This is a genomic window from Luteimonas gilva (assembly GCF_005239095.1).
Classification (GTDB): domain Bacteria; phylum Pseudomonadota; class Gammaproteobacteria; order Xanthomonadales; family Xanthomonadaceae; genus Luteimonas_C; species Luteimonas_C gilva.
The window spans coordinates 1,235,919-1,259,504 of record NZ_SZUA01000001.1; the positions used below are offsets into that span (position 1 = coordinate 1,235,919).

20 protein-coding genes are annotated in these 23,586 nt (G+C 66.2%); 4 read left to right on the forward strand and 16 right to left on the reverse strand.

Features of this window, described 5'->3' with window-relative positions:
- Positions 1 to 17: 17 nt before the first annotated feature.
- From truD to FCE95_RS05855, 8 genes are all read right to left on the reverse strand, one after another.
- Positions 18 to 1,052 carry a tRNA pseudouridine(13) synthase TruD gene (gene truD, locus FCE95_RS05820; protein WP_137265998.1) on the reverse strand — a complete coding sequence of 345 codons (1,035 nt, stop codon included), beginning with the start codon at positions 1,050 to 1,052 and terminating at the stop codon, positions 18 to 20.
- Positions 1,049 to 1,531, reverse strand: a complete 483-nt coding sequence (gene ispF, locus FCE95_RS05825) for a 2-C-methyl-D-erythritol 2,4-cyclodiphosphate synthase (protein ID WP_137265999.1) — start codon at positions 1,529 to 1,531, stop codon at positions 1,049 to 1,051. Before ispF ends, truD begins: the two co-directional genes overlap by 4 nt.
- Positions 1,532 to 1,687: 156 nt before the next feature.
- Positions 1,688 to 2,377, reverse strand: a complete 690-nt coding sequence (ispD, locus tag FCE95_RS05830; RefSeq protein WP_137266000.1) for a 2-C-methyl-D-erythritol 4-phosphate cytidylyltransferase — start codon at positions 2,375 to 2,377, stop codon at positions 1,688 to 1,690.
- A complete protein-coding gene (gene ftsB / locus FCE95_RS05835) occupies positions 2,374 to 2,712 on the reverse strand; it encodes a cell division protein FtsB (RefSeq protein WP_137266001.1) in 339 nt (112 codons plus the stop codon). Before ftsB ends, ispD begins: the two co-directional genes overlap by 4 nt.
- A gap of 8 nt (positions 2,713 to 2,720) precedes the next feature.
- Positions 2,721 to 4,007, reverse strand: a complete 1,287-nt coding sequence (gene eno / locus FCE95_RS05840) for a phosphopyruvate hydratase (protein ID WP_137266002.1) — start codon at positions 4,005 to 4,007, stop codon at positions 2,721 to 2,723.
- Positions 4,008 to 4,126: 119 nt separating this feature from the next.
- Positions 4,127 to 4,960 carry a 3-deoxy-8-phosphooctulonate synthase gene (gene kdsA, locus FCE95_RS05845; RefSeq protein WP_137266003.1) on the reverse strand — a complete coding sequence of 278 codons (834 nt, stop codon included), beginning with the start codon at positions 4,958 to 4,960 and terminating at the stop codon, positions 4,127 to 4,129.
- Positions 4,961 to 5,078: 118 nt separating this feature from the next.
- Positions 5,079 to 6,743, reverse strand: coding sequence for a CTP synthase (gene pyrG, locus FCE95_RS05850; protein WP_137266004.1), 1,665 nt, complete (start codon positions 6,741 to 6,743; stop codon positions 5,079 to 5,081).
- Positions 6,744 to 6,877: 134 nt separating this feature from the next.
- On the reverse strand, positions 6,878 to 7,123 hold the full coding sequence (locus tag FCE95_RS05855) for a hypothetical protein (RefSeq protein ID WP_137266005.1): 246 nt from the start codon (positions 7,121 to 7,123) through the stop codon (positions 6,878 to 6,880).
- Between the two features lie 208 nt (positions 7,124 to 7,331).
- Here FCE95_RS05855 and parE point away from each other — a divergent pair, with 208 nt between their 5' ends.
- Both parE and FCE95_RS05865 read left to right on the forward strand, forming a co-directional pair.
- Positions 7,332 to 9,221, forward strand: coding sequence for a DNA topoisomerase IV subunit B (gene parE / locus FCE95_RS05860; RefSeq protein WP_137266006.1), 1,890 nt, complete (start codon positions 7,332 to 7,334; stop codon positions 9,219 to 9,221).
- A 107-nt stretch (positions 9,222 to 9,328) separates the two neighbouring features.
- Positions 9,329 to 11,260, forward strand: coding sequence for a S9 family peptidase (locus FCE95_RS05865; protein WP_137266007.1), 1,932 nt, complete (start codon positions 9,329 to 9,331; stop codon positions 11,258 to 11,260).
- A gap of 56 nt (positions 11,261 to 11,316) precedes the next feature.
- On the opposite strand, the gene hutG is transcribed toward FCE95_RS05865, so the two are convergent.
- The 8 genes from hutG to FCE95_RS05905 all read right to left on the reverse strand — a co-directional run bounded on the left by hutG (position 11,317) and on the right by FCE95_RS05905 (position 22,164).
- On the reverse strand, positions 11,317 to 12,105 hold the full coding sequence (gene hutG / locus FCE95_RS05870; protein ID WP_137266008.1) for an N-formylglutamate deformylase: 789 nt from the start codon (positions 12,103 to 12,105) through the stop codon (positions 11,317 to 11,319).
- 10 nt (positions 12,106 to 12,115) lie between these two features.
- Entirely contained in the window at positions 12,116 to 14,200 is a 2,085-nt protein-coding gene (locus FCE95_RS05875; protein WP_137266009.1) for a S9 family peptidase, read from the reverse strand.
- Positions 14,201 to 14,235: 35 nt separating this feature from the next.
- Positions 14,236 to 15,588: a glutathione-disulfide reductase gene (gene gorA, locus FCE95_RS05880; RefSeq protein ID WP_137266010.1), complete on the reverse strand. Its 1,353-nt coding sequence runs from the start codon at positions 15,586 to 15,588 to the stop codon at positions 14,236 to 14,238.
- Complete coding sequence (locus tag FCE95_RS05885) at positions 15,585 to 16,847, reverse strand: NAD(P)/FAD-dependent oxidoreductase (protein WP_137266011.1); 1,263 nt, start codon at positions 16,845 to 16,847, stop codon at positions 15,585 to 15,587. The genes gorA and FCE95_RS05885 overlap by 4 nt, the downstream gene beginning before the upstream one ends.
- 59 nt (positions 16,848 to 16,906) lie before the next feature.
- On the reverse strand, positions 16,907 to 18,484 hold the full coding sequence (locus tag FCE95_RS05890; protein ID WP_137266012.1) for a DUF418 domain-containing protein: 1,578 nt from the start codon (positions 18,482 to 18,484) through the stop codon (positions 16,907 to 16,909).
- 87 nt (positions 18,485 to 18,571) lie between these two features.
- Complete coding sequence (locus FCE95_RS05895) at positions 18,572 to 20,164, reverse strand: DUF418 domain-containing protein (RefSeq protein ID WP_137266013.1); 1,593 nt, start codon at positions 20,162 to 20,164, stop codon at positions 18,572 to 18,574.
- Complete coding sequence (locus tag FCE95_RS05900) at positions 20,157 to 21,413, reverse strand: DUF418 domain-containing protein (protein WP_137266014.1); 1,257 nt, start codon at positions 21,411 to 21,413, stop codon at positions 20,157 to 20,159. Before FCE95_RS05900 ends, FCE95_RS05895 begins: the two co-directional genes overlap by 8 nt.
- 217 nt (positions 21,414 to 21,630) lie before the next feature.
- Complete coding sequence (locus FCE95_RS05905) at positions 21,631 to 22,164, reverse strand: FKBP-type peptidyl-prolyl cis-trans isomerase (RefSeq protein WP_425481294.1); 534 nt, start codon at positions 22,162 to 22,164, stop codon at positions 21,631 to 21,633.
- Between the two features lie 44 nt (positions 22,165 to 22,208).
- Here FCE95_RS05905 and FCE95_RS05910 point away from each other — a divergent pair, with 44 nt between their 5' ends.
- Positions 22,209 to 22,733, forward strand: coding sequence for a C40 family peptidase (locus tag FCE95_RS05910; RefSeq protein WP_137266016.1), 525 nt, complete (start codon positions 22,209 to 22,211; stop codon positions 22,731 to 22,733).
- A gap of 188 nt (positions 22,734 to 22,921) precedes the next feature.
- Positions 22,922 to 23,509: a C40 family peptidase gene (locus FCE95_RS05915; protein WP_425481284.1), complete on the forward strand. Its 588-nt coding sequence runs from the start codon at positions 22,922 to 22,924 to the stop codon at positions 23,507 to 23,509.
- Positions 23,510 to 23,586: the final 77 nt, after the last annotated feature.

A 23,586-nucleotide genomic window follows, 5' to 3' on the forward strand; every position in this document is an offset into this window, starting at 1 on the left:
CCTACGAAGAGCGACCGCTACGCGGCCGCGTTGGCGATTTCGCCCAATTCCCGCAAAACTACGGTCGCATACGCGCCTGCGGGCAATTCGAATTGAAATTCGAGGACATCTTCGGACCGCCAATCCCAACGCAAGGCCTGCGGTCGCAGGCGTAAGGCGCGACGCTCCTGCTTCAACCCGGCCTTCTCCAGCCCGGCACGCAAGGCCAACGCCGTTTCGTCGGCCAATCCCGCTTCCTCCAACTGTCGCGCGACGGCGGCGCTGCGCAACCCGCCCGCGCCCCACAACGGCCCGCTCGGGTGGATGTCGAACGTCGCCAAACGCGCCGCCAGCTCGTCGCTCCACGGCTCCGGCCCGAACACGCTGCGGCTGCCGTCCAGCATCCACACTTCGCCTTCCAGGCCCCGCTCCCAGCTACCGTCGGCCACGCGCGTGGCCAACACGCGGTTGAACAATTCCGAACGCGCCGCAGAGAGCAACAGCGAGCGCTGCTCGCGGCGCACGCGGCGGCCGGCGAACATGGCCAAGGCCTCGGCGACGTTGCCCCCGTCGCGCCCGAAACGCTGCTCGCCGAAATAGTTCGGCACCCCGCGCGCCGCGATGGCGCGCAGGCGTTCGACGGCCGCATCGCGATCGCCCGCGACCTCGCGCAACGTCAACACGAAGCGATTGCCGGCCAAGGCGCCGCGCGGCAGTTTTTTCGCATGCCATTCCGATTTCAGGACCGACAGATCGGAAGATTGCAGCGCGGACAAATCGGGCGCGACGCGTTTGGGCAAATGCACGCTGAAACGCTGGCGCGTGAGCGCGTGGCGATCCTTCAACCCGGCGTAGCCGATCGCCGCTTCCTGCACGCCGGCCCATTGCGCGATGCGCTTGGCGGCGAAAGCGGTGTTCATGCCGCGCTTCTCGACGGTCAGCAGCAGATGCTCGCCGCTGCCGCTGGCCTCGAAGCCGTCGATCTCCTCGACCCGGAAATCCTCGGGCGAAGCGCGGAACCGCGCCGACAGCGCAGGCGCGCCGTGGGCGCGCGGCAGTTCGGCTTCGCTCACGCCCGGACCAGCAGGCAGGCCGCCTGCGCGGCGATGCCCTCGCCGCGCCCGGTGAAGCCGAGTTTTTCGCTGGTCGTGGCCTTCACGCCGACCGCATCGACATCGATGCCCAGATCTTCGGCGATGTTCACCCGCATCGCGTCGGCGTGCGGACCGATCTTGGGTCGCTCGCAGATCACGGTGATATCGGCGTTGCCGACCCGCCAGCCGCGCTCGGCCAGCAAACGGTTGCAATGGCGAACGAAGGCGCGGCTGTCGGCGCCCTTCCACTGCGGGTCGGAAGGCGGGAAATGCTTGCCGATGTCGCCCAGGGCCAATGCGCCGAGCATGGCGTCGCACAAGGCGTGCAGGACCACGTCGCCGTCGCTGTGCGCGAGCACGCCGCGCACGTGCGGCACGCGCACGCCGCCGAGCATGAGGTGATCGCCGTCGCCGAAGGCGTGGACGTCGAAGCCTTGGCCGATGCGGATATCGGGCATATCGGAAACCGGAGAAGCTATCGTTGCAGGACTTTAACCGATGATCGTAGCCCGGGTGGAGCGAAGCGATACCCGGGAACGCCATTCTCAGAATCGGGCGGAGCCACGGCGAAATAGAAGATCAAAAACCCCGGGTATCGCTTCGCTCCACCCGGGCTACGGGTTCTTGCGGGAAACCAAGAATTCGAACAACACCAAGTCCGCCGCCGTGGTGACTTTCAAGTTGTCCTCCCGCCCTTCGATCAGCAACGGCCGGAACCCCAACCGCTCCATCGCCATCGCCTCGTCGGTCACCGCCACGCCCTCGTCCCGCGCCGCTTCCAGCGCGCGACTCAGTTGCAAGCGGCGGAACAACTGCGGGGTGAAGGCGCGCCACAGCCGTTCGCGCGGCTCGGTGGCGTCGATGCCGGCGTCGTCGCCTGCGCGCTTGAGCGTATCGCGCACCGGCGCGGCCAGGATCGCGCCGACCGGATCGCCGCGGCCGCGTTCGAGCAATTGGGTCAAATCGTCCGGATGCAGGTTCGGCCGCGCCGCATCGTGCACCAGCACGAAATCGTCGGCGCGCACGCTTTCCGGCAATGCCGCCAGACCCGCCAGCACCGAGTCGGCGCGTTCGCCGCCGCCCACGCAGGCCAGGATCGGTTTGCCGGCCATTTCGGCCCAACCGGGCCAACGCGCATCGCCTTCGGCGAGCACTACGACCGCGCCGTCCACGCCCGGATGCGCGCATAGCGCGCGCAACGTGTGCGCCAGCAAAGGCTCGCCGGCGACTTCCAGATACTGCTTGGGCACCTCGCCGCCGAAACGCGCGCCGCGTCCGGCCGCGGGCACCACGGCCCAACTCATTGCGCCGGCTCCGGCTTGTCCGCGCTCGCTTCCGCCGGAGCCGGATTCGCCTGCTCGACCACGCGGTAGAAAGTCTCGCCGGGCTTGATCATGCCCAGCTCGCTGCGCGCGCGTTCTTCGATCGCTTCGCCGCCGCCTTCGTTCTTCAGGTCTTTCACCTCGGCGGCCAAAGCGTCGTTGCGCTGCTGCAGGCCGCCGTTGTCGCGCGCCTGCTTCTGTACCTGTTCCTGCAGCGCCCGCACTTCGCCTTCGCCGCCGCTGCCGAACCAGAGCCGGTATTGCAGCCACGCCAGCAGCGCGACCAGCAACAGCAGCACGATCCGCAGCGAACGCATCGGCTGGCTCAGCGCTTCAGCGACACGAAGGCGTTGCGGCCGGCGTACTTGGCCGCGGCGCCCAGCTGCTGTTCGATCCGCAGCAACTGGTTGTACTTGGCGACGCGGTCGCTGCGGCACAGCGAGCCGGTCTTGATCTGGGTAGCGGTGGTCGCCACGGCGATGTCGGCGATGGTGGTGTCCTCGGTTTCGCCGGAACGGTGCGAGACGATTGCGGCGTACTTGGCGTGATGCGCCATCGCGATCGCTTCCAGCGTTTCGGTGAGCGTGCCGATCTGGTTGACCTTGATCAGGATCGCGTTGGCCACGCCCTGCTCGATGCCTTCCTTGAAGATCTTCGGATTGGTCACGAACAGGTCGTCGCCGACCAATTGCACTTTATTGCCGAGGCGCTGGGTGAGGAGCTTCCAGCCGGCCCAGTCGTCCTCGGCCATGCCGTCTTCGATGGTGACGATCGGATATTCGTTGCACCAGTCGGCCAGGAAATCGACGAACTGCTCGCTGGACAGGCGCTTGCCTTCACCCACCAGGTGGTATTTGCCGTTTTCGTAGAACTCGGTGCTGGCCACGTCCAGGCCCAGCAGCACGTCTTCGCCGGCGTGGTAGCCGGCCTTGCCGATCGCTTCCAGGATCGTATCCAGCGCTTCGGCGTTGCTGCGCAAGTCCGGCGCGAAGCCGCCTTCGTCGCCGACCGCCGTGCTCAGGCCGCGGCCTTTCAGCACCGACTTCAGCGCATGGAAGATTTCGGTGCCGGCGCGCAGCGCTTCGGAGAACGAATCGAAACCGACCGGCAGCACCATGAATTCCTGCAGGTCGACGTTGTTGTCGGCGTGCGCGCCGCCGTTGATGATGTTCATCATCGGCACGGGCAGCACGACGTCTTTGCTGGTAGCCAGATATTGCCAAAGCGGCATCTTCTTCGACGCGGCGACGGCATGCGCATTCGCCAGCGATACGCCGAGCAGCGCGTTCGCGCCCAGCCGGCCCTTGTTCTCGGTGCCGTCGAGGTCGATGAGGCGGCGGTCGAGCCCTTCTTGGTCGTTCGCATCGAAGCCGTGCAGCGCCTGCGCGATCGCGCCGTTGACGTTGGCGACGGCTTTCAGCACGCCTTTGCCGAGGTAGCGGGTCTTGTCGCCGTCGCGCAGCTCGACGGCCTCTTTCGAGCCGGTGGATGCGCCCGACGGGACCATAGCGCGGCCGAAACTGCCGTCCTCCAGGGTCACTTCCGCTTCGAGAGTGGGATTGCCGCGGCTGTCGAGGATTTCGCGGGCGTGGATCTTGGCGATGTTGGTCATGGGTCGTTCGATGTCTCTCAAGATGAAAGCTCTTTGGACACGGATAAGATCCGAAAAAAGCGGATAAAAACTAAAATTTCCTATCCGTGCTCATCCGCTCTGATCCGCGTCTAGGTTTTTTAAATCCCGGACTCGAGGAAGCCATTCCGCTTGGTGACCTGGTCCAACTCGAGCAAGGTTTCGAGCAAGGCGCGCATCTTCGGCAACGGCCATGCGTTCGGCCCATCGCTCAACGCCTCTTCCGGCCTGGGATGCGTCTCCATGAACACGCCGGCCACGCCGACCGCGACCGCGGCGCGCGACAGCACCGGCACGAATTCGCGCTGGCCGCCGCTGGACGTGCCCTGCCCGCCCGGCAACTGCACCGAATGCGTGGCGTCGAATACGACCGGGCAACCGGTATTGCGCATGACCGACAACGAACGCATATCGCTGACCAGGTTGTTGTAGCCGAAGCTGGCGCCGCGTTCGCAGACCATGATGTCCTGGTTGCCGGTCGCCTTGGCCTTCTCCACCACCGGCTTCATTTCCCACGGCGACAGGAACTGGCCCTTCTTGATGTTCACCGGTTTACCTGCCTGGCAGACCTTGGTGATGAAGTCGGTCTGGCGCACGAGAAATGCCGGCGTCTGCAGCACGTCGACCACCGAGGCGACCTCGTCCATCGGCGTGTATTCGTGCACGTCGGTCAGCACCGGCACGCCGAGCTGGCGCTTCACCTCGGCCAACACGCGCAGGCCTTCTTCCATGCCGGGACCGCGGAAGCTGGTGCCGGAGGTGCGGTTGGCCTTGTCGAAGCTGGATTTGAAGATGAAGTTGATGCCGAGCGAGGAAGTGATTTCCTTCAGTTGGCCGGCGACGTCGATCTGCAACTGCTCGGATTCGACCACGCAGGGCCCGGCGATCAGGAAGAACGGCTGGTCGAGGCCGATGTCGAAACCACAGAGCTTCATGCGTTCGATTCTCCGAAGAAGCGGTTTTTGACACGGATCAAATCGGAAACAAGCGGATAAACAACAGAAATGGCCTTATCCGCATTCGTCGGACCTAATCCGTGTCTAAAAAAGCTTTTCAAGCCGTGGCTTCCTTCAACAACCGCCCGCCGGCCTTCTGCTCGCGCGCGGCGCGGACGAAGCCGACGAACAGCGGATGCCCGCCGCGTGGCGTGGACAGGAATTCGGGATGCGCCTGGCAGGCGATGAACCACGGATGGTTGGGCAACTCGATCATCTCCACCAGCAGGTCGTCCATCGACTTGGCGGCGATCACCAGCCCCGCTTCTTCCAACTGCGTGCGGTAGCGGTTGTTGAATTCGTAGCGGTGGCGGTGGCGCTCGCCGACCACGTCCTTGCCGTACAGCTCGCGCGACTTGGTGCCCGGCTTCATCCGCTGTTCCTGCAGGCCCAGGCGCATGGTGCCGCCGAGGTCGCTGTCCTCGCTGCGCCGCTCGACTTCGCCGGTCTGGGTGCGCCATTCGGTGATCAGGCCGATCACCGGATGCGGCGACATCTTGTCGTTCTCAGTGCTGTTGGCGCCTTCCAGGCCGGCCAAGTTGCGCGCCACGTCCACCACCGCGGCCTGCATCCCATAGCAGATGCCGAAATACGGAATCTTGTGCTCGCGGGCGTACTGCGAGGTGAGCACCTTGCCTTCGAAGCCGCGGTCGCCGAAGCCGCCCGGCACCAGGATGCCGTCGATGCCGGCCAGCGCCTTGTCCGCGCCTTCGCGTTCGATGTCCTGCGATTCCAGCCACTTCAGGTTGACCCGGGTGCGCTGGCGGATGCCGCCGTGCTTCAGCGCTTCGGCCACCGACTTGTAGGCGTCCTTGTGATCGATGTATTTGCCGACCACGGCGATGTTCACTTCGTCGATCGGGTATTCGCTGGCCTCGACCACGCTCAGCCATTCGGACAGGTCGGCCGATTCGGCGGCCTTGTCCTCCAGGTGCAGGCGCTGCACCACGATCTGGTCCAGGCCCTGCGAATGCAGCCACATCGGGATCTTATGGATGTTGTCCAAGTCGACCGCTGAGATGACCGCCTGCTCGGGCACGTTGGTGAACAGCGCGATCTTGCGGCGCTCGCCGTCGGGCAGCGGCTGTTCGCTGCGGCACAGCAGCACGTCGGGCTGGATGCCGATCGAGCGCAGTTCCTTCACCGAGTGCTGGGTGGGCTTGGTCTTCAGCTCGCCGGCGGCGGCGATGAACGGCACCAGGGTCAGATGCATGAACAGCGCCTTCTCGGCGCCGCGTTCGGTGCGGATTTGGCGGATCGCCTCCAGGAACGGCAGCGATTCGATGTCGCCGACGGTGCCGCCGATCTCGACCAGGGCCACGTCGTAGCCGGCCGTGGCCGCGTCGATGCAGCGCTTGATCTCGTCGGTGATGTGCGGGATCACCTGCACCGTGGCGCCCAGGTAGTCGCCGCGGCGCTCCTTGCGGATCACGTTTTCGTAGATCTTGCCGGTGGTGATCGAGTTTTTGCCGGTCAACCGGGTGTTGACGAAGCGCTCGTAGTGGCCCAGGTCCAGGTCGGTCTCTGCGCCGTCGTCGGTGACGTAGACCTCGCCGTGCTGGAACGGGCTCATGGTGCCCGGGTCGACGTTGATGTAGGGATCGAGCTTCATCATCGTCACGCGCAGCCCGCGCGCTTCGAGGATGGCCGCCAGCGAAGCCGCCGCGATGCCCTTCCCGAGGGAGGACACCACGCCGCCGGTGACGAAAATCAGGGGAGTCATGGGTTCAGCGGTCCGCTGGAAAGCCCCATTCTACAGGAAGCCCGTCGTCCGCTCGCAGCGAGCCGAGCGGCGACGCCCCAAAAAAGGACGCCCCGGGCGGGCCGAGGCGTCTGGAAAGCCTTGCTGCAGGCCGGTTACGGCTTCCGGCGGCGCTCCTCTTCCTCTTCTTCTTGCTCCGGCTCGTTCGCCGCGGCGTCGGCTTGCTGGCGCGCCCGTTCGGCTTTCTTTTCGGCTTCGGCGGCCTGCTTCTTGGCGGCCTCTGCCTGCTGCTCGGCTTCCTGGGCCTTCTTGTCGGCCTGCTTGGCGGACTGGGCCATCGCCAGCGGCGCGATCAGGGCCGCGGCGACCAGGGCGGGAATCAGCAGCTTCAAGGATTTCATTGGGAACCTCCGGGCCCGAAGGCCAGTGACGCGTTATCGCTTCCGCGCACCATATTCCCCGAATGTTGGCCGGCGACTGAATAACGCACTTTTGCGGGAGGGGCTTCAGCCCCGACGCTCTTGTCGGGGCTGAAGCCCCTCCCACAAGAGCGAGAGCGCGGACATCGGCAATCGTTAAACTACGCTGGTCGCATTCGCCGAATTCCTGATGAGCACTCGCTACAACGCCGCCGACATCGAAGTCCTCTCCGGCCTGGATCCGGTCAAACGCCGCCCGGGCATGTACACCGACACCGCCCGGCCGAACCATCTGGCCCAGGAAGTGGTCGACAACGCGGTCGACGAGGCGCTGGCCGGGCATGCCGGCGAGATCGAGGTGACGCTGTACGCCGACGGCAGCTGCGAGGTCTCCGACGACGGCCGCGGCATGCCGGTGGACATCCATCCGGAGGAGAAGATCCCCGGCGTCGAATTGATCCTCACCCGCCTGCACGCCGGCGGCAAGTTCAGCAACAAGAATTACACCTTCAGCGGCGGCTTGCATGGCGTCGGCGTCAGCGTGGTCAACGCGCTATCGAAGAAGGTCGACGTGTTCATCAAGCGCGACGGCAACGAATACCGGATGGGCTTCAAGGACGGCGACCGCGCCTCGAAGCTGGAAACGGTAGGCACGGTCGGCAAGAAGAACACCGGCACCCGGCTGCGCTTCTGGCCGGATCCGAAATATTTCGATACGCCCAAGTTCAACCTGCGCGCGCTCAAGCACTTGCTGCGCGCCAAAGCCGTGCTCTGCCCCGGCCTGACCGTGAAACTGTTCGACGAAGCCAGCGGCGAGCGCGAGCAGTGGCATTACGAAGACGGTTTGCGCGATTACTTGCGCGGCGAATTGGTCGACCGCGAACTGCTCCCTCCGAACCTGTTCGTCGGCCAGCTGAAGAAGGACACCGAAATCGTCGATTGGGCCGTGGCCTGGGTGCCGGAAGGCGAACTGGTGCAGGAAAGCTACGTCAACCTGATCCCGACCGCCCAGCACGGCACCCACGTCAACGGTCTGCGCACCGGCTTCACCGATGCGCTGCGCGAGTTCTGCGATTTCCGCAATCTGCTGCCGCGCGGCATCAAGCTGGCGCCGGAAGACGTGTGGGATCGCGTCGCGTTCGTGCTGTCGGTGAAGATGACCGACCCGCAGTTCAGCGGCCAGACCAAGGAACGCCTGTCGTCGCGCCAGGCCGCAGGTTTCGTCGAAGGCGCCGCGCACGACGCTTTCAGCCTGTGGCTGAACCAGCACACCGAATTCGGCGAAAAGATCGCGCAGTTGGCGATCGAACGTGCCAGCGCACGTTTGAAAACCGAAAAGCAGATCGTCCGCAAGAAGGTGACGCAAGGCCCCGCCCTGCCCGGCAAACTGGCCGACTGCATTTCCCAGGATTTGTCGCGCACCGAGCTGTTCCTGGTGGAAGGCGATTCGGCCGGCGGCAGCGCCAAGCAGGCGCGCGACAAGGATTTCCAGGCGATCCTGCCGCTGCGCGGCAAGATCCTCAACACGTGGGAAGTCGCTTCCGGCGGCGTGCTCGCTTCGACCGAAGTGCACGACCTGGCCGTGGCGATCGGCTGCGATCCGGGCAAAGACGACATCTCCGGTTTGCGCTACGGCAAGGTCGTGATCCTGGCCGACGCCGACTCCGACGGGCTGCACATCGCCACCCTGCTCACCGCGCTGTTCCTGAAGCACTTCCCGGCTCTGGTGTCGGCCGGCCATGTGTTCGTGGCGATGCCGCCGCTGTTCCGCGTCGACGTGGGCAAGCAGGTGTTCTATGCCCTGGACGAAGAGGAAAAGCGGCTGCTGCTGGAACGGATCGAGCGCGAAAAACTCAAGGGCGCGGTCAACGTCACCCGCTTCAAGGGACTGGGCGAAATGAATCCGCAGCAGTTGCGCGAATCCACCATCCATCCCGACACGCGTCGCTTGGTGCAATTGACCGTCGACGACAACCAGGGCACCCATTCGCTGATGGACATGCTGCTGGCCAAGAAGCGCGCCGGCGACCGCAAGACCTGGCTGGAGACCAAGGGCGACCTGGCAACGCTGGAGGTTTGAGCCCTTCCGGTCGGCCCGGCCGGCGGCCCACTTGGATATCGCCTTTGGCCCGGCTAGGCTGTGCGCGCGCCCTGGGGAGGGCGTTCGAAATCTGAGGAACAGGGGATATGAACAAAGCAAGCATCTGGGCGCTGCTCGGCGCCTTCGCCTGCGCGCAAGCGGGCGCGCAAACCATTCCGGCGCTCGATTTCGCCAAGCACCCGGAAGTGTACGAGGTGGCATTGTCGCCCGACGGCAAGCATGTGGCCTTGACCGTGCCCAATGCGGACGGCACCGAAACCGAGCTGCGCATCATTCCGCTCGACGGCGGCAAGTTGCAGGTCTTGCGCTTCGGCAAACAGAACCACGTCTCCGACATCGTCTGGACCGACAACGAGCGCATCGTGCTGGCGCGCGCGCGCAACATGCCTTTGCGTCCGCGCCCCTACAGCACCGGCCAGCTGTTCTCCACCAACCTCGACGGCAGCGATCAGGAATCCCTGTTCGGCTATTTCCGCGACAACGGCCGTTCCACCGCAAAGCGCAAGGACGAAGGCTTCGCGGATGTCGTCAAGGTGTTGGACAAGGAACCCGGCAAGGTATTGGTGTCTTTCTCTTGCTGGGATTGCGGCGAAGACCCGGATACCGTCATTTATAAGGTGGATACCGCGACCGGCAACCGCCAGGAAGTCGAGCGCATCGACAAGCCCGCCGGACTGATCTTCGACAACACCGGCCGCGCCCGCATCAAGACCACTCTGGACGCCAACGACGAGCCGGTGCTGGCCTACCGTCCGACCGCGGACAACGCATGGAAGGCCATGCCCAAATCCCTGGCCGGCTACACCGTGAGCGCTGCGACGTTCGGCAGCGACGACAACACGCTTTACGCGGAAGTCTCCGATGCGGGAGAAGCCGCCAAGATGTACAAGCTCGATCTTGCCGCAGGCACGCGCGCGCCGCTGCCTTCCCTGCCCGACGCCGAATTGAGCTATTACGACACCGAAGGGCGCGACGGCCCGCCGTTCGCGGTGACCTACGTAGCGACCAAGCCTTCGGTCCAATACCTGGACGGCGCGTCCGAATACGCCAAGCTGCACGCTGGGTTGATGAAATCCTTCCCCGGCGAGCTGGTGACGTTCAATTCCTTCAGCCGCGACGGCAACGTGGTCTTGTTCCAGGTATGGTCGGACCGCCATCCGCCCGCCTTCTACGTCTACAACCGGTCGTCGAAAAACGCCCAGCTGGTCGCCGAATCGATGTCGTGGATCAAACCCGCGCAGATGGCGCCAGTGCGTCCAGTCAGCTTCCAGAGCGTCGACGGCACGGCGATCAACGCCTTCTACACGGCTCAACCCGGCAGCGCCAAGCCGCTGATCGTGCTGCCGCACGGTGGCCCGCACGGCGTTTCGGACGTGTGGGGCTTCGATCCCGACGCGCAGTTCTTCGCCAGCCGCGGCTACGGCGTGCTGCAGGTGAATTATCGCGGGTCGGGCATGCGCGGCCGCAACTTCGAGAAGAGCGGATATCGCGAATGGGGCGGCAAGATGCAGGACGACATCGCCGCCGGCGTGAAGTGGGCGATCGACAACAAGCTGGCCGATCCCCACCGCATCTGCACCTTCGGCGCCAGCTACGGCGGCTATGCGGCGCTAATGCAGCCGATCCGCTTCCCCGAGCTGTACCGCTGCGCGGTGGGCTACGTCGGCGTCTACGACTTGGTAGTGATGAAGAAGGAAGGCGACATCGACGACACCAAGTCCGGCCGCCGCTACATGGACCGGGCCTTGGGCACCGACGAAGCGTTGCTGATCGCCAATTCTCCAGCCCGCAACGCCGCCAAGATCAAGGTACCGGTGTTCCTGGCTCAGGGAGCCATCGACCGGCGCGTGCCGATGGCGCAGTTCAACGCCATGAAGGACGGTTTCGCCGCCAACGGCGTCAAAGTGGAGACCATGGTGGCGCCGGGCGAAGGCCACGGCTTCTACAAGCCGGAGACGCGCGCCGACCTGTACACCCGCGTGGAGAAATTCCTGCAAGAGAACAACGGCCAGAAGTGACCGAAGTCGCGCAGCGAACGGAACGGGCGGCTATGCCGCCCGTTTTTTCGCCGGCTTCAGGCCAAAGCGGCTTCGAGCAGTCGACGCAAAGCAGGCGATAGCTTCGCGGACTTGGCTTCGTCGTAGGCGAAGCTTTCCTCGTCCATGTAGATGCGCTGGCTCATCTCCAGTTGCACCGCTTGGACGCCGCTCGCCGGATCGCCGTAATGGCGGGTGATGTAACCGCCCTTGAAGCGGCCGTTGACGATGAAGTCGTAATCGCGCTGCCCGGCCAGCACGGCTTCGAGGCGCGCTTGCAGTTCGGGCGAACAGCTCGTGCCGCCCGCCGTGCCCAAATTCAGGTCCGGCAAGCGGCCTTCGAACAGGAACGGCAGCTCGCCCTTGATCGAATGCGCCTCCCACAGCACCAGGCGCCCATGCTCGGCCTTCAGCCGCGCGATCTCGGCGGCGAGCGCCGCGTGGTACGGACGCCAGTAGCGGTCGACGCGCGCGCGGATTTCGGCTTCGACCGGCGCCATGCCTTCGCGATACACCGGGTCGCCGGTGAAGCGCACGATCGGGCACAAGCCCGTGGTGTTCCGGCCCGGATAGAGAGAAACGTCGTCCTCCGGCCGGTTCAGGTCGATCACGTAGCGCGAATGCCGCGGCACGATCATCGATGCGCCGAGCTCGCGAGCGAACGCGTACAGCCGGGCGACGTGCCAATCGGTGTCGGGCACCCGGCGCGCGTCGTCGGTGAGACGCTCGGCGATCTCGTCCGGAACCTCGGTGCCGTTGTGCGGCACGCTGATCAGCAGCGGCGCGGTGCCGCGGTGCAATTCGAAAATCGGTGCGGTTGCGTTCATCTGCTTGCGGTCAGGGCCCGAGCCGGCGGCGGAAGAATTCCATGGTACGCCGATGCACCTGCACCCAGGTGGCGTAGCGGAGGAAGAAATGGTCCTCGTCGGGAATCGCCAGCGTTTCCACCGCCACGCCGCGATCGCGCAGCCGCGCGACCAAGTCGGTGCTGTGGCGGAACAGCACCGCGTGATCGTCGTCGCCGTGCGCGATCAGCACCGGCGAACGCCATCCGTCGAGGCTGGCGACCGGAGACGAACGAAAGGCCAGATCCAGTTCGTCCGGCTGCAAACCCCACAAACCGCTGTTGTCGCCGCCCTTGGCCGATTCCTTCCAATTGTGCACGCCGTGGCGATCGACGCCGGCCGCGAACGATGCGGAATCGCGCGCCAGCGCCAACGCGGTCAGATAGCCGCCGTAAGACCCGCCATAGATGCCGATGCGCTGCGGGTCGACTTCCGCCAATCCGCTCAAATATTCGTGCGCGGCCAACACGTCCTGATATTCGCTGGCGCCGCGCGGGCCTTGTCCGGCGGCGTTGCGGAACGCTTGGCCATATCCGGTGCCGGCGCGGTAATTCAGCGCCAGCACCACGAAGCCTTGCTGCGCCAGCCACTGGTTGTTGGCGTAATCGGCGTAGTAGTAATTCATCGGATGCCAACCCAGCAGCATTTGCCGGATCGGCCCGCCGTGGACGTAAACCAGTGCCGGCCGCTTGCCGCTTTTCCGCGCGGGCGGCAGGAACAGCTGCCCGTGCAGCTCCTGGCCGTCCGCAGCGCGAAAACGCACCGCCTTGGGTTCGACCAGCGCGTCTTGTGGGAAGGAAGCCGGCAATTGCGCCGGAAAAATACGGCGCGGCTCGCCGCCGGCGCGCGGCATCACCGCGATCGCGGTCGGCTGGCGCGCATCGGCGTGGCGGAAAGCCAACCATCGGTCGCCGGCTACCGCTTGCGGATCGGTGGCGATCGCATCGGCCGGCGTCAGCCGTTTTTGTTCGCCGCCGCGCGCGGCCACAGCGAAGATCTGGCGTCGGTCGATGTCGTCGCAGTTGCCGCTGAACAAGAGCGTGCCGTCGCCCGCCAGCGCCGCCGTTTCCGCTTCGCAATCGCCGCGGCTCAGTTCGGCCGCCGCGCCGCCCTCGGCCGGAATGGAATACCAATGCAGCCAGCCGTTCTCTTCCGAGGAGAACAGCACCTGCCCGTCTTTGGACCAACGCACCGGCGCGTCGACCGCGAATTGCGCGTAACCACCGGCTTTGGCGCCGGAGCGGAACAAGCGCCGGCCTTCGCCGCTGCTCGCGTCGGCCGTCCAGATTTCGAACGGCATCATCTGGCCGAGATTGAAAACCTCGTCGTTGCGGCTGCCGGCGATGCGCACGAACGCGATGCGGCGGCCGTCGGGCGACCACACCGGCGCGCTGTCGCGATTCAGATCCGGCGCCAGCCAACGCACCGTGCGCTGCGCGAGATCGAGCACGCCGATGAAGTTGTGGTCGCCGCGATTGCTGACGAAAGCCAGCCGCGTTCCGTCCGGAGAGAACGCGGCCGCGCTGTTGGCCCCGCGTGTCTTCAGCAAGGATTCGATGCACCACGCCGGCGCTTTCGCACCGGGCACCGCAAAGCAACCCACGCTCTTGCCTTGCACGATCAGCGCCGTGCCGCCTGGCGCGAACATCGCCGCGCGGCCCGCGGCGAGGCGTTGCGGCGCGGCGGCGCCATCGCTGGCCACGATCCACACCGCTTGTTCGACGCCATCGGGGTCGCTGGTGGGGTTGTTGGAATTGCCGCCGGCATCGGGCGCGCTGCCGCGTGCGTAAGCCACCCAACGGCCGTCGGCGCTGAGCTGCAACGGGCCGAGCGTTTGTCCGTCGTCTTCGGTATAGGCGGTCAGTTTGCGGGGTGCGAACTCAGGCGCGCGCGCGACCCATACGTTGCGCACGCCGCGCTCGTTCGACACCCAGGCGATCGTCGGCGCATCCGCCGCCGCGACCAGGCCTTCGGGCTGCGGCACGCTCAGCAAGTCGGCGATATCGGACTCCGCGGCCTGCGCCGAGGAAGCCGCCGCCAACGCGAAAAACGCTATCCAAACCCGCCACTGCCGCATGCGTCCCGCTCCTTTCGTGAAAGAGGTCTCCTGCGTTACCGCATCAGCACGACTTCTTCGGCGCTGGTGGGATGGATCGCGACCGTCTCGTCCAGGTCGCGCTTGGTCACGCCGCGTTTCAATGCGGCGGCGAAGCCTTGCAATATCTCGTCGGCGCCCTCGCCCAGCAAGTGGATGCCGACCACGCGCTCTTCTTCGCCGACGCAGACCAGTTTGAACAAGCTGCGCTGCGGCGAATCGGCGAGCGCATGCAGCATCGGCCGGAAGCCGGTGCGGTACACGCGGACCGCGTCGCCGTGGCGGGCGCGCGCCTCTTCCTCGGTCAGGCCGACGTGGCCGATCGGAGGGTGGCTGAACACGACGGTGGCGATGTCGGCGTAATCGAGCTTGGAATCCGGCTTGCCGCCGAACACCCGATCCATCAAACGCCGCGCGGCGGCGATCGCGACCGGCGTCAGCGCGACCCGGTCGGTGACGTCGCCCACCGCGTAGATGCCCGGCACGCTGGTGTTCTGGAAATCGTCGACGTGGATGTGGCCGCCCGCTTCCAGCCGGATGCCGACTTTGTTCGCGCCGCAGACGTCGCTGTTGGCGCGGCGTCCGGTGGCGAAGAACACCGCATCGAAAGGCGCGCTGTCGCCACCCGCGCCGTCGCGCAGCACCACCCGTTCGCCTTCGCGGCGCAGCGAGCGCAGTTCGCAGCCCAGATGCAGGCGCACGCCGTATTGGCGGTAGTCTTCGGCCAGCTGCAGCGACAGTTCTTCGTCGAAACCGTTCAGCAGGCGCCGGCCGCGCACGTACATATCGACCCGGCTGCCGAGCGCTTGCAGCACGCCGGCCAACTCGACGCCGATATACCCGCCGCCGACGATCGCGACGCGTTCCGGCGCCGAGCATAGGTTGAAGAAATCGTCCGACACCAAACCGTATTCGGCGCCGGGAATGTCCGGCCGCTGCGGCCGGCCGCCGGTGGCGATCAGGATGTGGGGCGCGCGCAGGCGGATGCCGTCGTCGGTTTCGATCGTGTCCTTGGCCGAAAAACAGCCGCGCGTGCGCAGCAAGGCGATCTTGTTCGCGTCCAACCGCTGCTGATAACTAGTGTGGATGTTGGCGATGTAGCGCTGGCGGTGCGCCACGAACGCGCGCCAATCGAATTGCGGCGGCGGCACGGCGAATCCGACCTGGGCGGCGGCGGCGATCTTCTGCGACAGGTCCGCCGCCAGCCACATCGCCTTCTTCGGCACGCAGCCGACGTTGACGCAGGTGCCGCCCAATTCGCCCGGCTCCAGGATCGCCACGCGCGCGCCGTGCGCGGCGGCGCGGAAGGCGCCCGCGAGACCGCCGGAGCCGCCGCCGACGACGATCAGGTCGAAATCGGTGCCGCTCATGCGAAGCGCTCGAGGCGGTAGGGTTGCGGATCGATCGCGGTCGCGCGGCCGCACACCAGATCGGCGACCAATTGCGCGGTGCCCACGCTCATGCTGACGCCGAGCATGCCGTGCCCCGTCGCCAGCCAAACGCGCGCCTTGCCCGGCACGCGGCCGATGATCGGCAGGTCGTCGTAGGTCATCGGCCGCCAGCCGTACCACTCCTCGCGCTTGGCCGGGCCGACCGGTTCGCGCAGGTATTCGCGCGAACCGCGTTCGAGCGCGTCCAAGCGGCGGCGGTTCAAGGCGCTGTCGTAGCCGGAGAATTCCATCGTGCTGCCGAGCCGGAAGCCGCTGCCCCAGGCGGTGACGCAGACGCTGCGTTCGTGCAGCACCAGCGGGCGGCGCGGCATCAAGGCCGGGCTGTCGTAGGTGATCGAATAGCCTTTGCCCGGCTGCAGCGCCTTGCCCAGGGCTTCTTCCGCCAAACCGAGCGTTTTCGCCAATGGCGAAGACCAGGCGCCGGTGGCGACGAGCACGTCGCGGGCGCGGTATTCGCCGCTCGAACTCGCGATCCGATACGCCGCGCCGTCTTCGGCCAAGCCGCTGACTTCGCAGCGCTCGACGATCTTGCCCCCGCGTTGCAGCAGCGCGTGCGCGAGTCCGGCCACGTAACGGTCCGGACGCAAGCTGGCGTCGCCGTGGAAACGGATCACGCCGTGCACGCCGGGCAGCACCGCCGGCTCCTGGCGTTCGTAGGCGGCGCCGTCGATGCTGTCCGCACCGACGCCGTATTCGGCCAGCAGCCGCACTTCCTCGCCGAATTCGTCGAACGCCGCAGCGTCGCGGAAAACGTGATCGGTGCCGGATTCTGCGAATTCGCAATCGATGCCATAGCGCGCCAGCCAATCCGGCAGCGCTTGGCGCGAATGCGTCAGGATCGCGGCCTTGGCGGCGGTGGCCTGGCGCAGGTCGCGCGCATTGCAGCGCGAGGCGAACCGCGCCAGCCATTTCCACAGCGACGGATCGATGCGCGGCTTCAAATACAACGGCGCGTCGGGCGTCAGCAGCCAGCGCATCGCGCGGCCGATGGTGCCCGGCGCGGCCAAAGGCAGCGCGTGGCTGGGCGTGATCGTGCCGCAATTGCCGTGGGAACTGCCGCTGCCCACGGTCTTGGCTTCCAACACGCGTACGCTGCGGCCGGCTTCGATCAAGGCCAGGGCGCTGGCCAATCCGATCACGCCGCCGCCGATGATCACCACATCGTCGAGATCGCTCATGCGATCAGTTTACCGACAAGCCGGGCCGCCGAGCGGCGTCCGGCGCCCGTTCGGCGACGTCAGGCGTCGCGCATCGCCGGCTGGCGTCCGTAAGTCGCCCAGCGCCACAGCCATTCCATCGGCCCGTAGCGGAAGTTCGACAGCCACCACCGGCTGATCAGCAGTTGCAGCCCGAACACGACGAGCACGAACACCGCCTGCCAAGCGCGGCCGACGCCCCAATGGCCCAGGCCGTAGCCATAAAAGTAGAGGCTGGCGATGACCGACTGGCTCAGGTAATTGGTCAGCGCCATACGGCCCGCCGGCGCCAGCCACGACAGCAGCCGGGCCCACCACCCGCGCTGCCGCAGGAGCAACACGATCGCGGCGATGTAGCCCAGCGACATCGGCAGGTTGCCGACCATCTGCAGGCCGATCGCCAGCTGCCATTGCCGGTCGTTCTGCCCCTGCACGTGGCTCGGTGCGATGAAGTGGCCGACGATGGCGAGCGCTAGACCGAGAGGCAATCCGATCCAGACCAGCTTCCTGAACAAGCCCGCGTACCGCTCCGGTTGCGTGATCGCGCCCGATTGCACGAACCAGGCGCCGAGCAGGAACAGCCCCAGCACGAGCACGCTGAAGAAGCCCTGCCGCAGGTAGTCGTTCAAATAGTATTCGCGGCGGGTCGCGACGGCTTCGGCGTAGGTGCCCGAGCTCATGACCCGGGCTTCGGTCGCCACTTCCTGACGGCGTTCCGCGCGGAATTTTTCGACCTGCTGCTTCTGCTCGGCGGTCTGCTTGTTCGCGGATTCGGGCATCGCCATCGCGACGACGGCGCCGATCAACATCGCCAACGCCGGCACCATGTACAGCACGACGCCGACTCGCGCCTTGCGCAGTTCCGGCGGATTGCGATAGCGCGCCGATAGCCAAGCCAGGACGATGAGGATCGCGCCCGCCACCAAGCCCGCATAGCCTTTGCCGTATATCGCGACGCCGATGCCGCCGGCGACCGCGGCCAGCAAGCCCGCGCCCGCCAACACCGCGGCGAGCAGCGGCCACGATTTGCCGCCGATGCGCACGCTGCGTTCGTTGCGCAGATACAGGGCCACCAAGCATGCGACCGCCAGCACCATCACGAATCCGCCGACCTGTTGCCCCGCGTCGAACGCGAATCCCACGCCCGCCAGCAAAGCGGCGACGAGCAAGCCTTGCCAGAAGCGGCCGAACAGCGTCAGCAGCAGCACGGACGCCGCGGTCGCGTAGCTCAGCAGGATGTCGCCGCCCCAAATCAGGATGCCGTGCAACAGGCCGAACGCGGCCAGCGCTGCGGTCCGCCGCAGATACGGCGCGATGAAGCCGCGCTGCGCGGCGGTCGCGCGCGCCAGCATGACCGCGAAGCCCATGCCGAACAGCATCGAGAACATGGTCCAGAACTTGCCGCGCACGAATACGTCGATGAACCAGGCGACGGCGTAGTCGATGCCGGTTTGCCCCGCCGCCATGCCGGCGCCGAGATCGGCCAGCGGCCGGTTGAACCACTCGATATTCATCAAGAAGATGCCGAGCAGCGCGAAGCCGCGGATCACGTCCAAAGCCTGGATGCGTTCGTTCGCGGCGACCGGTTTCAGTTCGGCGGTCGGTACGGCAGCGTCCATGTCCCCATCTCCCTCGTTCTTCACGGAGATTTCCTCACGCCGGCAGCGCGGCTTCGCGGGCCGGAAGTCACTCCGACCGATGGCGCCTCAGGCGCGCACTCGCATGTGCGGCTTGCGCGCGTAGGTGATCCAACGCCACAGCCATTCCATGGGTCCGTAGCGATGGCCCGACAGCCACCACGCGCTGAGCGCGGCCTGCAATGCGAACAGCGTCACGCAAAACAGCGCCTGCCAGGTGCGGCCCAAACCCCAGAAGCCCAAGCCGTAGCCGTGGAAGAACCATGTTGCGATCAGCGATTGCATCAAATAGTTCGTCAGCGCCATGCGCCCGGCCGCGGCGACCCAGGACAAGCGCCCGGCTACCGTGCCGTGTCGCGCGAGCAGGAAGGCGAAAGCCAGATAGCCCAAAGCCATCGCGACCGCGCCGGCTTCCGGCAAGATCGAGAGCCAGGCGGCGGCGGGCTTGGATCCGGATGCGAGTTCGGCCAGCTTGTCGCCGCCGATCACCGCGGCCGCACCGAGCGGGAAACCCACCCAAGCCAGTCCGCGCCATAACCGCATATGGCGATCGGGCCAGCGCGCCGCGCCCGAACGCACCAGCCACATGCCGATCAGGAACAGCGCGCCTGCGGCCAAAGTCATCACGAATAAGGTTTCGAGCGGTCGCTTGAACCCCGATTCGGCGCGGAAGCGCACGCTCTCGACATAGCTGTCTTGCGCCATCGCGGTGTTCTGCGCGAGTCCGCGCGCGCGCAACTCGATCCTGCGCTGGGCCTTCTGCACTTCGGCGGCCGCCGTCGACGGCGGCCACCAACCCGCGGGCGTCCACTTCGGCAACGAAAGAGCAATCGCCGACGCCAGCATCGCCGCCAAGAACCACGCGATGCCCGCGCGCAGGAAGCGCACGGCGCCCGCGCGGCGTTCGAACAGCGCCAGCGCGCACGCGGCCAGGAATACGAGCGCATAGCCCGCGTACTTGTGGGCCTGCCCTGGCGCGGAGGTGGCGTATATCGCTATCGCGCCGAGGATCGCCGCCGACGCCAGCCCGCTCAGCGCGAGAACGGCGCGCCGGCGCGGTTCTTCCGCGCGCAAGTACAAGGCCGTTGTCGCTGCGATCAGGCAGAGCGCAACCGCGTCCGCTGTCGCCAAACCCAACGGCTGCGCGCACAGGATCGCCGCTCCCGCCAGCGCCGCGCCCAGCCAAGGCCCGCAGAACAGGATCGCGAGCAGCACCAGCGCGGTCACCGCATAGTTGAACAGGATGTCGCCGTGCCAGATCAGCACGATGTGCAGTGCGCCGAATGCAGCCAAGGCCAAGGCGCGCCGCAGGTAACGCACGATGAAGCCGCGGCGATCGTCTTCCGCACGCTCCATCATCACCGCGAAGCCCATGCCGAACAGGATCGAGAACAAGGCCCAGAACTTGTTTTCGAAGAATGTGGAAAGCACCCATTGCACGGCATCGTCCGTCGGCAGGATGCGCTTGCCGCCTGCCGGATCCAGCATCGATAGGTTGAACATCTGGATGTTCACCAGCAGGATGCCGAGCAATGCGAAGCCGCGCGCCAGATCCAGCGCGCCTATGCGGCCGCCCGATTCGATCGGGCCGGCCGCCGGCGCGGATCGCGTGTCGCTCGCGGGCTCTTGCGGAGCCGCGACGCCGCCGTCGCCGCTATGCATTCGCCAACCGCATCGCCGGCCGTTCCAGATAGGTCAGCCAACGCCACAACCACTCCATCGGCCCGTAGCGGAATTTCGACAGCCACCATCGGCTCAGCAACACTTGCACGACGAACACGCCGAGCACGAACGCCGGTTGCCATAGCCGCGGCAACTGTTCGAAGTAACCCAAACCGTAGTGGTAGAACACGAGCGTGCAGATCACCGACTGCATCAGGTAATTGGTCAGCGCCATCCGGCCGGCCGGAGCGATCCAGCGCAGCCGCGCGCGCCAGGCCGGGCGCTGCATCAGCAGCACGATCGCCGAGAAATAGCCGAAACACATCAGCGCGTTGGCGATCTGCGCGGCGGTTTGCGAGGCGGCGCCGCTCGCATCGATACCGGAGAAGCTGTGGCTAGGATGCAACCAGGCCGACCACAGCATCAGCGGCAATCCGGCCAGGAAGCCGATCGCGAGCAATTTGCGGAACAGGGGCAGGCGCGTCTCGGGATTGCGGATCGCGCCGCTGCGCACGAACCAGGCGCCGAACGCGAACATGCCCAAGATCGTCAAACCATAAAAAGGCACGAAGCCAAGCATGGTCGCCGTATCCGCGGCGCGCTGCGCCACCGCTTGGGCGTAACTGCCGGCGCCATAGGCTTGCCGCTGCGCTTCGGACAAAGCCGTCATCTGCCGGCCTTGTTCGGCCATGCCCTTCTGCCATTCCGCGGAAGACTGCGGATCCATTTGCGCCAACGCGCCGAAGAACACCATCGCCCAGGGCAATAGCAAGGGCAGCAGGTACAAGACCACGCCCCATTTGGGCAAGTGGGATACCGACGCGTTGCGGAAGAACAGCAGCAACAGGAATCCGATCAGCGCGTAGGTCGCCAGGATGTCGCCCGACCAGATCAGGATCGAATGCGCCAATCCGAAGCCCAGCAACGCCAGCAGCCGCCGCGTGTACACGCCCGCGCCGCTGCCGCCGCGCGCCCGCGCGCGTTCGAGCATCACCGCGAAGCCCATGCCGAACAGCAGCGAGAACAAGGTGATGAACTTGCCCTGCACCAGCACGTAGATCGCCGCGTCCATCCAGCGGTCGGCGCCGGAGAAGCGCGGATTCACGCCGGTCAGCGCTTCCATCAACGGCCCGACGAAGGCCTCGATGTTCATTAGCAGGATGCCGAGCAGGGCGAAGCCGCGCAGCACGTCCATCGTCTCGATGCGTTCGTTCGCCGCGACCGGCTCCAAATGCGCGCCCGAGTCCATGCGATCCCCTCCCGACCGGCCCGGGCGAATCATTCACGCTGAGTGCGCGGGCCGCAAGGGCCGCGATTTTGCGGAGGGGCTTCAGCCCCGACCGCCCTGTGTCGGGGCTGAAGCCCCTCCCACAAGAGCGGTGCTCGCTCGAACCTCTAGGCGAGCCCGCCGAAAAACGAAGGCCTGCTTGCGCAGGCCTTCGGAAGCTTTTCGCGGAGCGCGGGGCTCAATGATCGTGCCCGCCGTCGCCGTGCACGTGGCCGTGCTCGACTTCTTCCGGCTTGGCCTCGCGCACGTCGACGATCTCGACGTCGAAATGCAGGTTCTTGCCGGCCATCGGATGGTTGAGGTCGACGTCGACCACGCTCATCCCGACTTTCTCGATGGTCACCGCGCGCGGCCCGAAATTGGTGTTGAGCACCACTTGCATGCCCGGCTCCAGGCGCTGAGCGCCGAAATGCTTCTTCGGCACGCGCTGGGTCAGGCCGTCGCGGCGTTCGCCGTACGCATCGGCCGCGGCCACGTCGACCGCGAAGCTGTCGCCGGCCTCGCGGCCTTCCATCGCCTTTTCCAGGCCCGGAATGATGTTGCCGTGGCCGATGAGGATCGCGAGCGGCTCGCGTTCCTTGGAACTCTCCAAGGCCTCTTGGCCCTGTTCGGCGACGGTGTAGTGGAAGCGGACGACGCGGTCTTTCTCGATTTTCATTCTGAATTCCGGACTGGCGCAGGCTTGTGGGCGGCGTCGGATTGCGGCCAAGATGCGCGGTGATGAAGGCCGACCATTATCCGGAACCCCGTCCGCCTATGCCAGCGCGCGCGGCCGCGATCGCCGCGCTTTTGGCCATGGCCTGCCTGCTCGCGGCCTGCGGCCGTCCCGACGTGCGCCCTGCGCCCAAGCGCGGCGGCGCCTACGCCTCGCGGTCGTGGCCGATGGTCGAACCCGAGGATCCCGCTTCGGCCAATGCGGTGCTGATGCGCGCGTTGAGCCTGGTCGGCACGCCTTATCGCTACGGCGGCAACACGCCCGAAGGCGGCTTCGACTGCAGCGGCTTGGTCAACTACGTCTACCGCGACATGCTCGATCTGAAGCTGCCGCGCACCTCGCACGAATTGGCGCAGGTGCAAGGCCCGAAAATAGCGCCCGAGCGTCTGGCGGCCGCAGACCTGGTGTTCTTCGGCAGCCGCGGCAGCGTCAGCCACGTCGGCATTTATGTAGGCGAAGGCCGCTTCGTCCATGCCCCCAGCACCGGCGGCACGGTGCGTCTGGACCGGCTCGACGGACCCTACTGGGTCGACCATTACACCGGGGCTCGGCGGGTGTTGCGATAGTGGAATAGTGACGAAGATCGTTCCATCTTTACGTTTTTTTAATCTTTTCTGAACAATATCTTCGGTTTCATCCGGCACTATTCCGCCTGGTTTTGAATAGTGAAAGCCGCGTGACGACGACCGACTCTGGCCAAACAGCCGCCCGTCTCCCCCGCCCGGGTCGCCTCCGTCCCCTCCTCTTCTCCCTGTTGTGCGCTGCCGCGCTGCCGGCTTTCGCGCACCAGAACACTCTGGACAGCAATAGCCACCTGACCAACGCCAGCGCCGCCAGCCCGGCGGTGGCCGATGCGATGGCGCTGTCCGACCGCACCTTGATGGAAGCCACCCTCGACCTGCGCGCGACCGCCGACGCCGGCGGCCTGATGGTCGGCCAGGCCGTGGCTCCGCAGGCGTCCGGCCGGGTCCAGGCCGTCCTGCAGAAGGCCCTGGCCCTGCTCGGCACCCCCTATCGTTGGGGCGGCACTTCGCCGGACGGCGGTTTCGACTGCAGCGGCATGGTCGGCTACGTGTTCCGCAGCGCCTTGGGCATCGAACTGCCGCGCGTGTCGCGCGAGATGGCCAAAGACGGGGAAAAGGTCGACCGCGCCTCGCTGGCCGTCGGCGATCTGGTGTTCTTCAGCCGCCGCGGCAAGCGCGTGGACCACGTCGGCATCTACGTTGGCGACGGCCGCTTCGTGCACGCCCCGCGCACCGGCCGCGACGTGACGGTGTCCAGCCTCAACGACGGCTATTGGAGCCGCAAGTTCTTGCAGGCGCGGCGCGTCAGCGGCGTCTGACGCCGCGCTCCAGCGTTTTCGAAAAAAGGCCGCTGCTAGCGGCCTTTTTCATTTTCGAAGTCGCAATGCATTCCCTC

Coding starts and splice junctions, on each gene's coding strand:
- ispF (WP_137265999.1), bottom strand. CDS start 1,531: ATGCCCGATATCCGCATCGGCCAAGGCTTCGACGTCCACGCCTTCGGC.
- ispD (WP_137266000.1), bottom strand. CDS start 2,377: ATGAGTTGGGCCGTGGTGCCCGCGGCCGGACGCGGCGCGCGTTTCGGC.
- ftsB (WP_137266001.1), bottom strand. CDS start 2,712: ATGCGTTCGCTGCGGATCGTGCTGCTGTTGCTGGTCGCGCTGCTGGCG.
- eno (WP_137266002.1), bottom strand. CDS start 4,007: ATGACCAACATCGCCAAGATCCACGCCCGCGAAATCCTCGACAGCCGC.
- kdsA (WP_137266003.1), bottom strand. CDS start 4,960: ATGAAGCTCTGTGGTTTCGACATCGGCCTCGACCAGCCGTTCTTCCTG.
- pyrG (WP_137266004.1), bottom strand. CDS start 6,743: ATGACTCCCCTGATTTTCGTCACCGGCGGCGTGGTGTCCTCCCTCGGG.
- FCE95_RS05855 (WP_137266005.1), bottom strand. CDS start 7,123: ATGAAATCCTTGAAGCTGCTGATTCCCGCCCTGGTCGCCGCGGCCCTG.
- parE (WP_137266006.1), top strand. CDS start 7,332: ATGAGCACTCGCTACAACGCCGCCGACATCGAAGTCCTCTCCGGCCTG.
- FCE95_RS05865 (WP_137266007.1), top strand. CDS start 9,329: ATGAACAAAGCAAGCATCTGGGCGCTGCTCGGCGCCTTCGCCTGCGCG.
- hutG (WP_137266008.1), bottom strand. CDS start 12,105: ATGAACGCAACCGCACCGATTTTCGAATTGCACCGCGGCACCGCGCCG.
- FCE95_RS05875 (WP_137266009.1), bottom strand. CDS start 14,200: ATGCGGCAGTGGCGGGTTTGGATAGCGTTTTTCGCGTTGGCGGCGGCT.
- gorA (WP_137266010.1), bottom strand. CDS start 15,588: ATGAGCGGCACCGATTTCGACCTGATCGTCGTCGGCGGCGGCTCCGGC.
- FCE95_RS05885 (WP_137266011.1), bottom strand. CDS start 16,847: ATGAGCGATCTCGACGATGTGGTGATCATCGGCGGCGGCGTGATCGGA.
- FCE95_RS05890 (WP_137266012.1), bottom strand. CDS start 18,484: ATGGACGCTGCCGTACCGACCGCCGAACTGAAACCGGTCGCCGCGAAC.
- FCE95_RS05895 (WP_137266013.1), bottom strand. CDS start 20,164: ATGCATAGCGGCGACGGCGGCGTCGCGGCTCCGCAAGAGCCCGCGAGC.
- FCE95_RS05900 (WP_137266014.1), bottom strand. CDS start 21,413: ATGGACTCGGGCGCGCATTTGGAGCCGGTCGCGGCGAACGAACGCATC.
- FCE95_RS05910 (WP_137266016.1), top strand. CDS start 22,209: ATGCCAGCGCGCGCGGCCGCGATCGCCGCGCTTTTGGCCATGGCCTGC.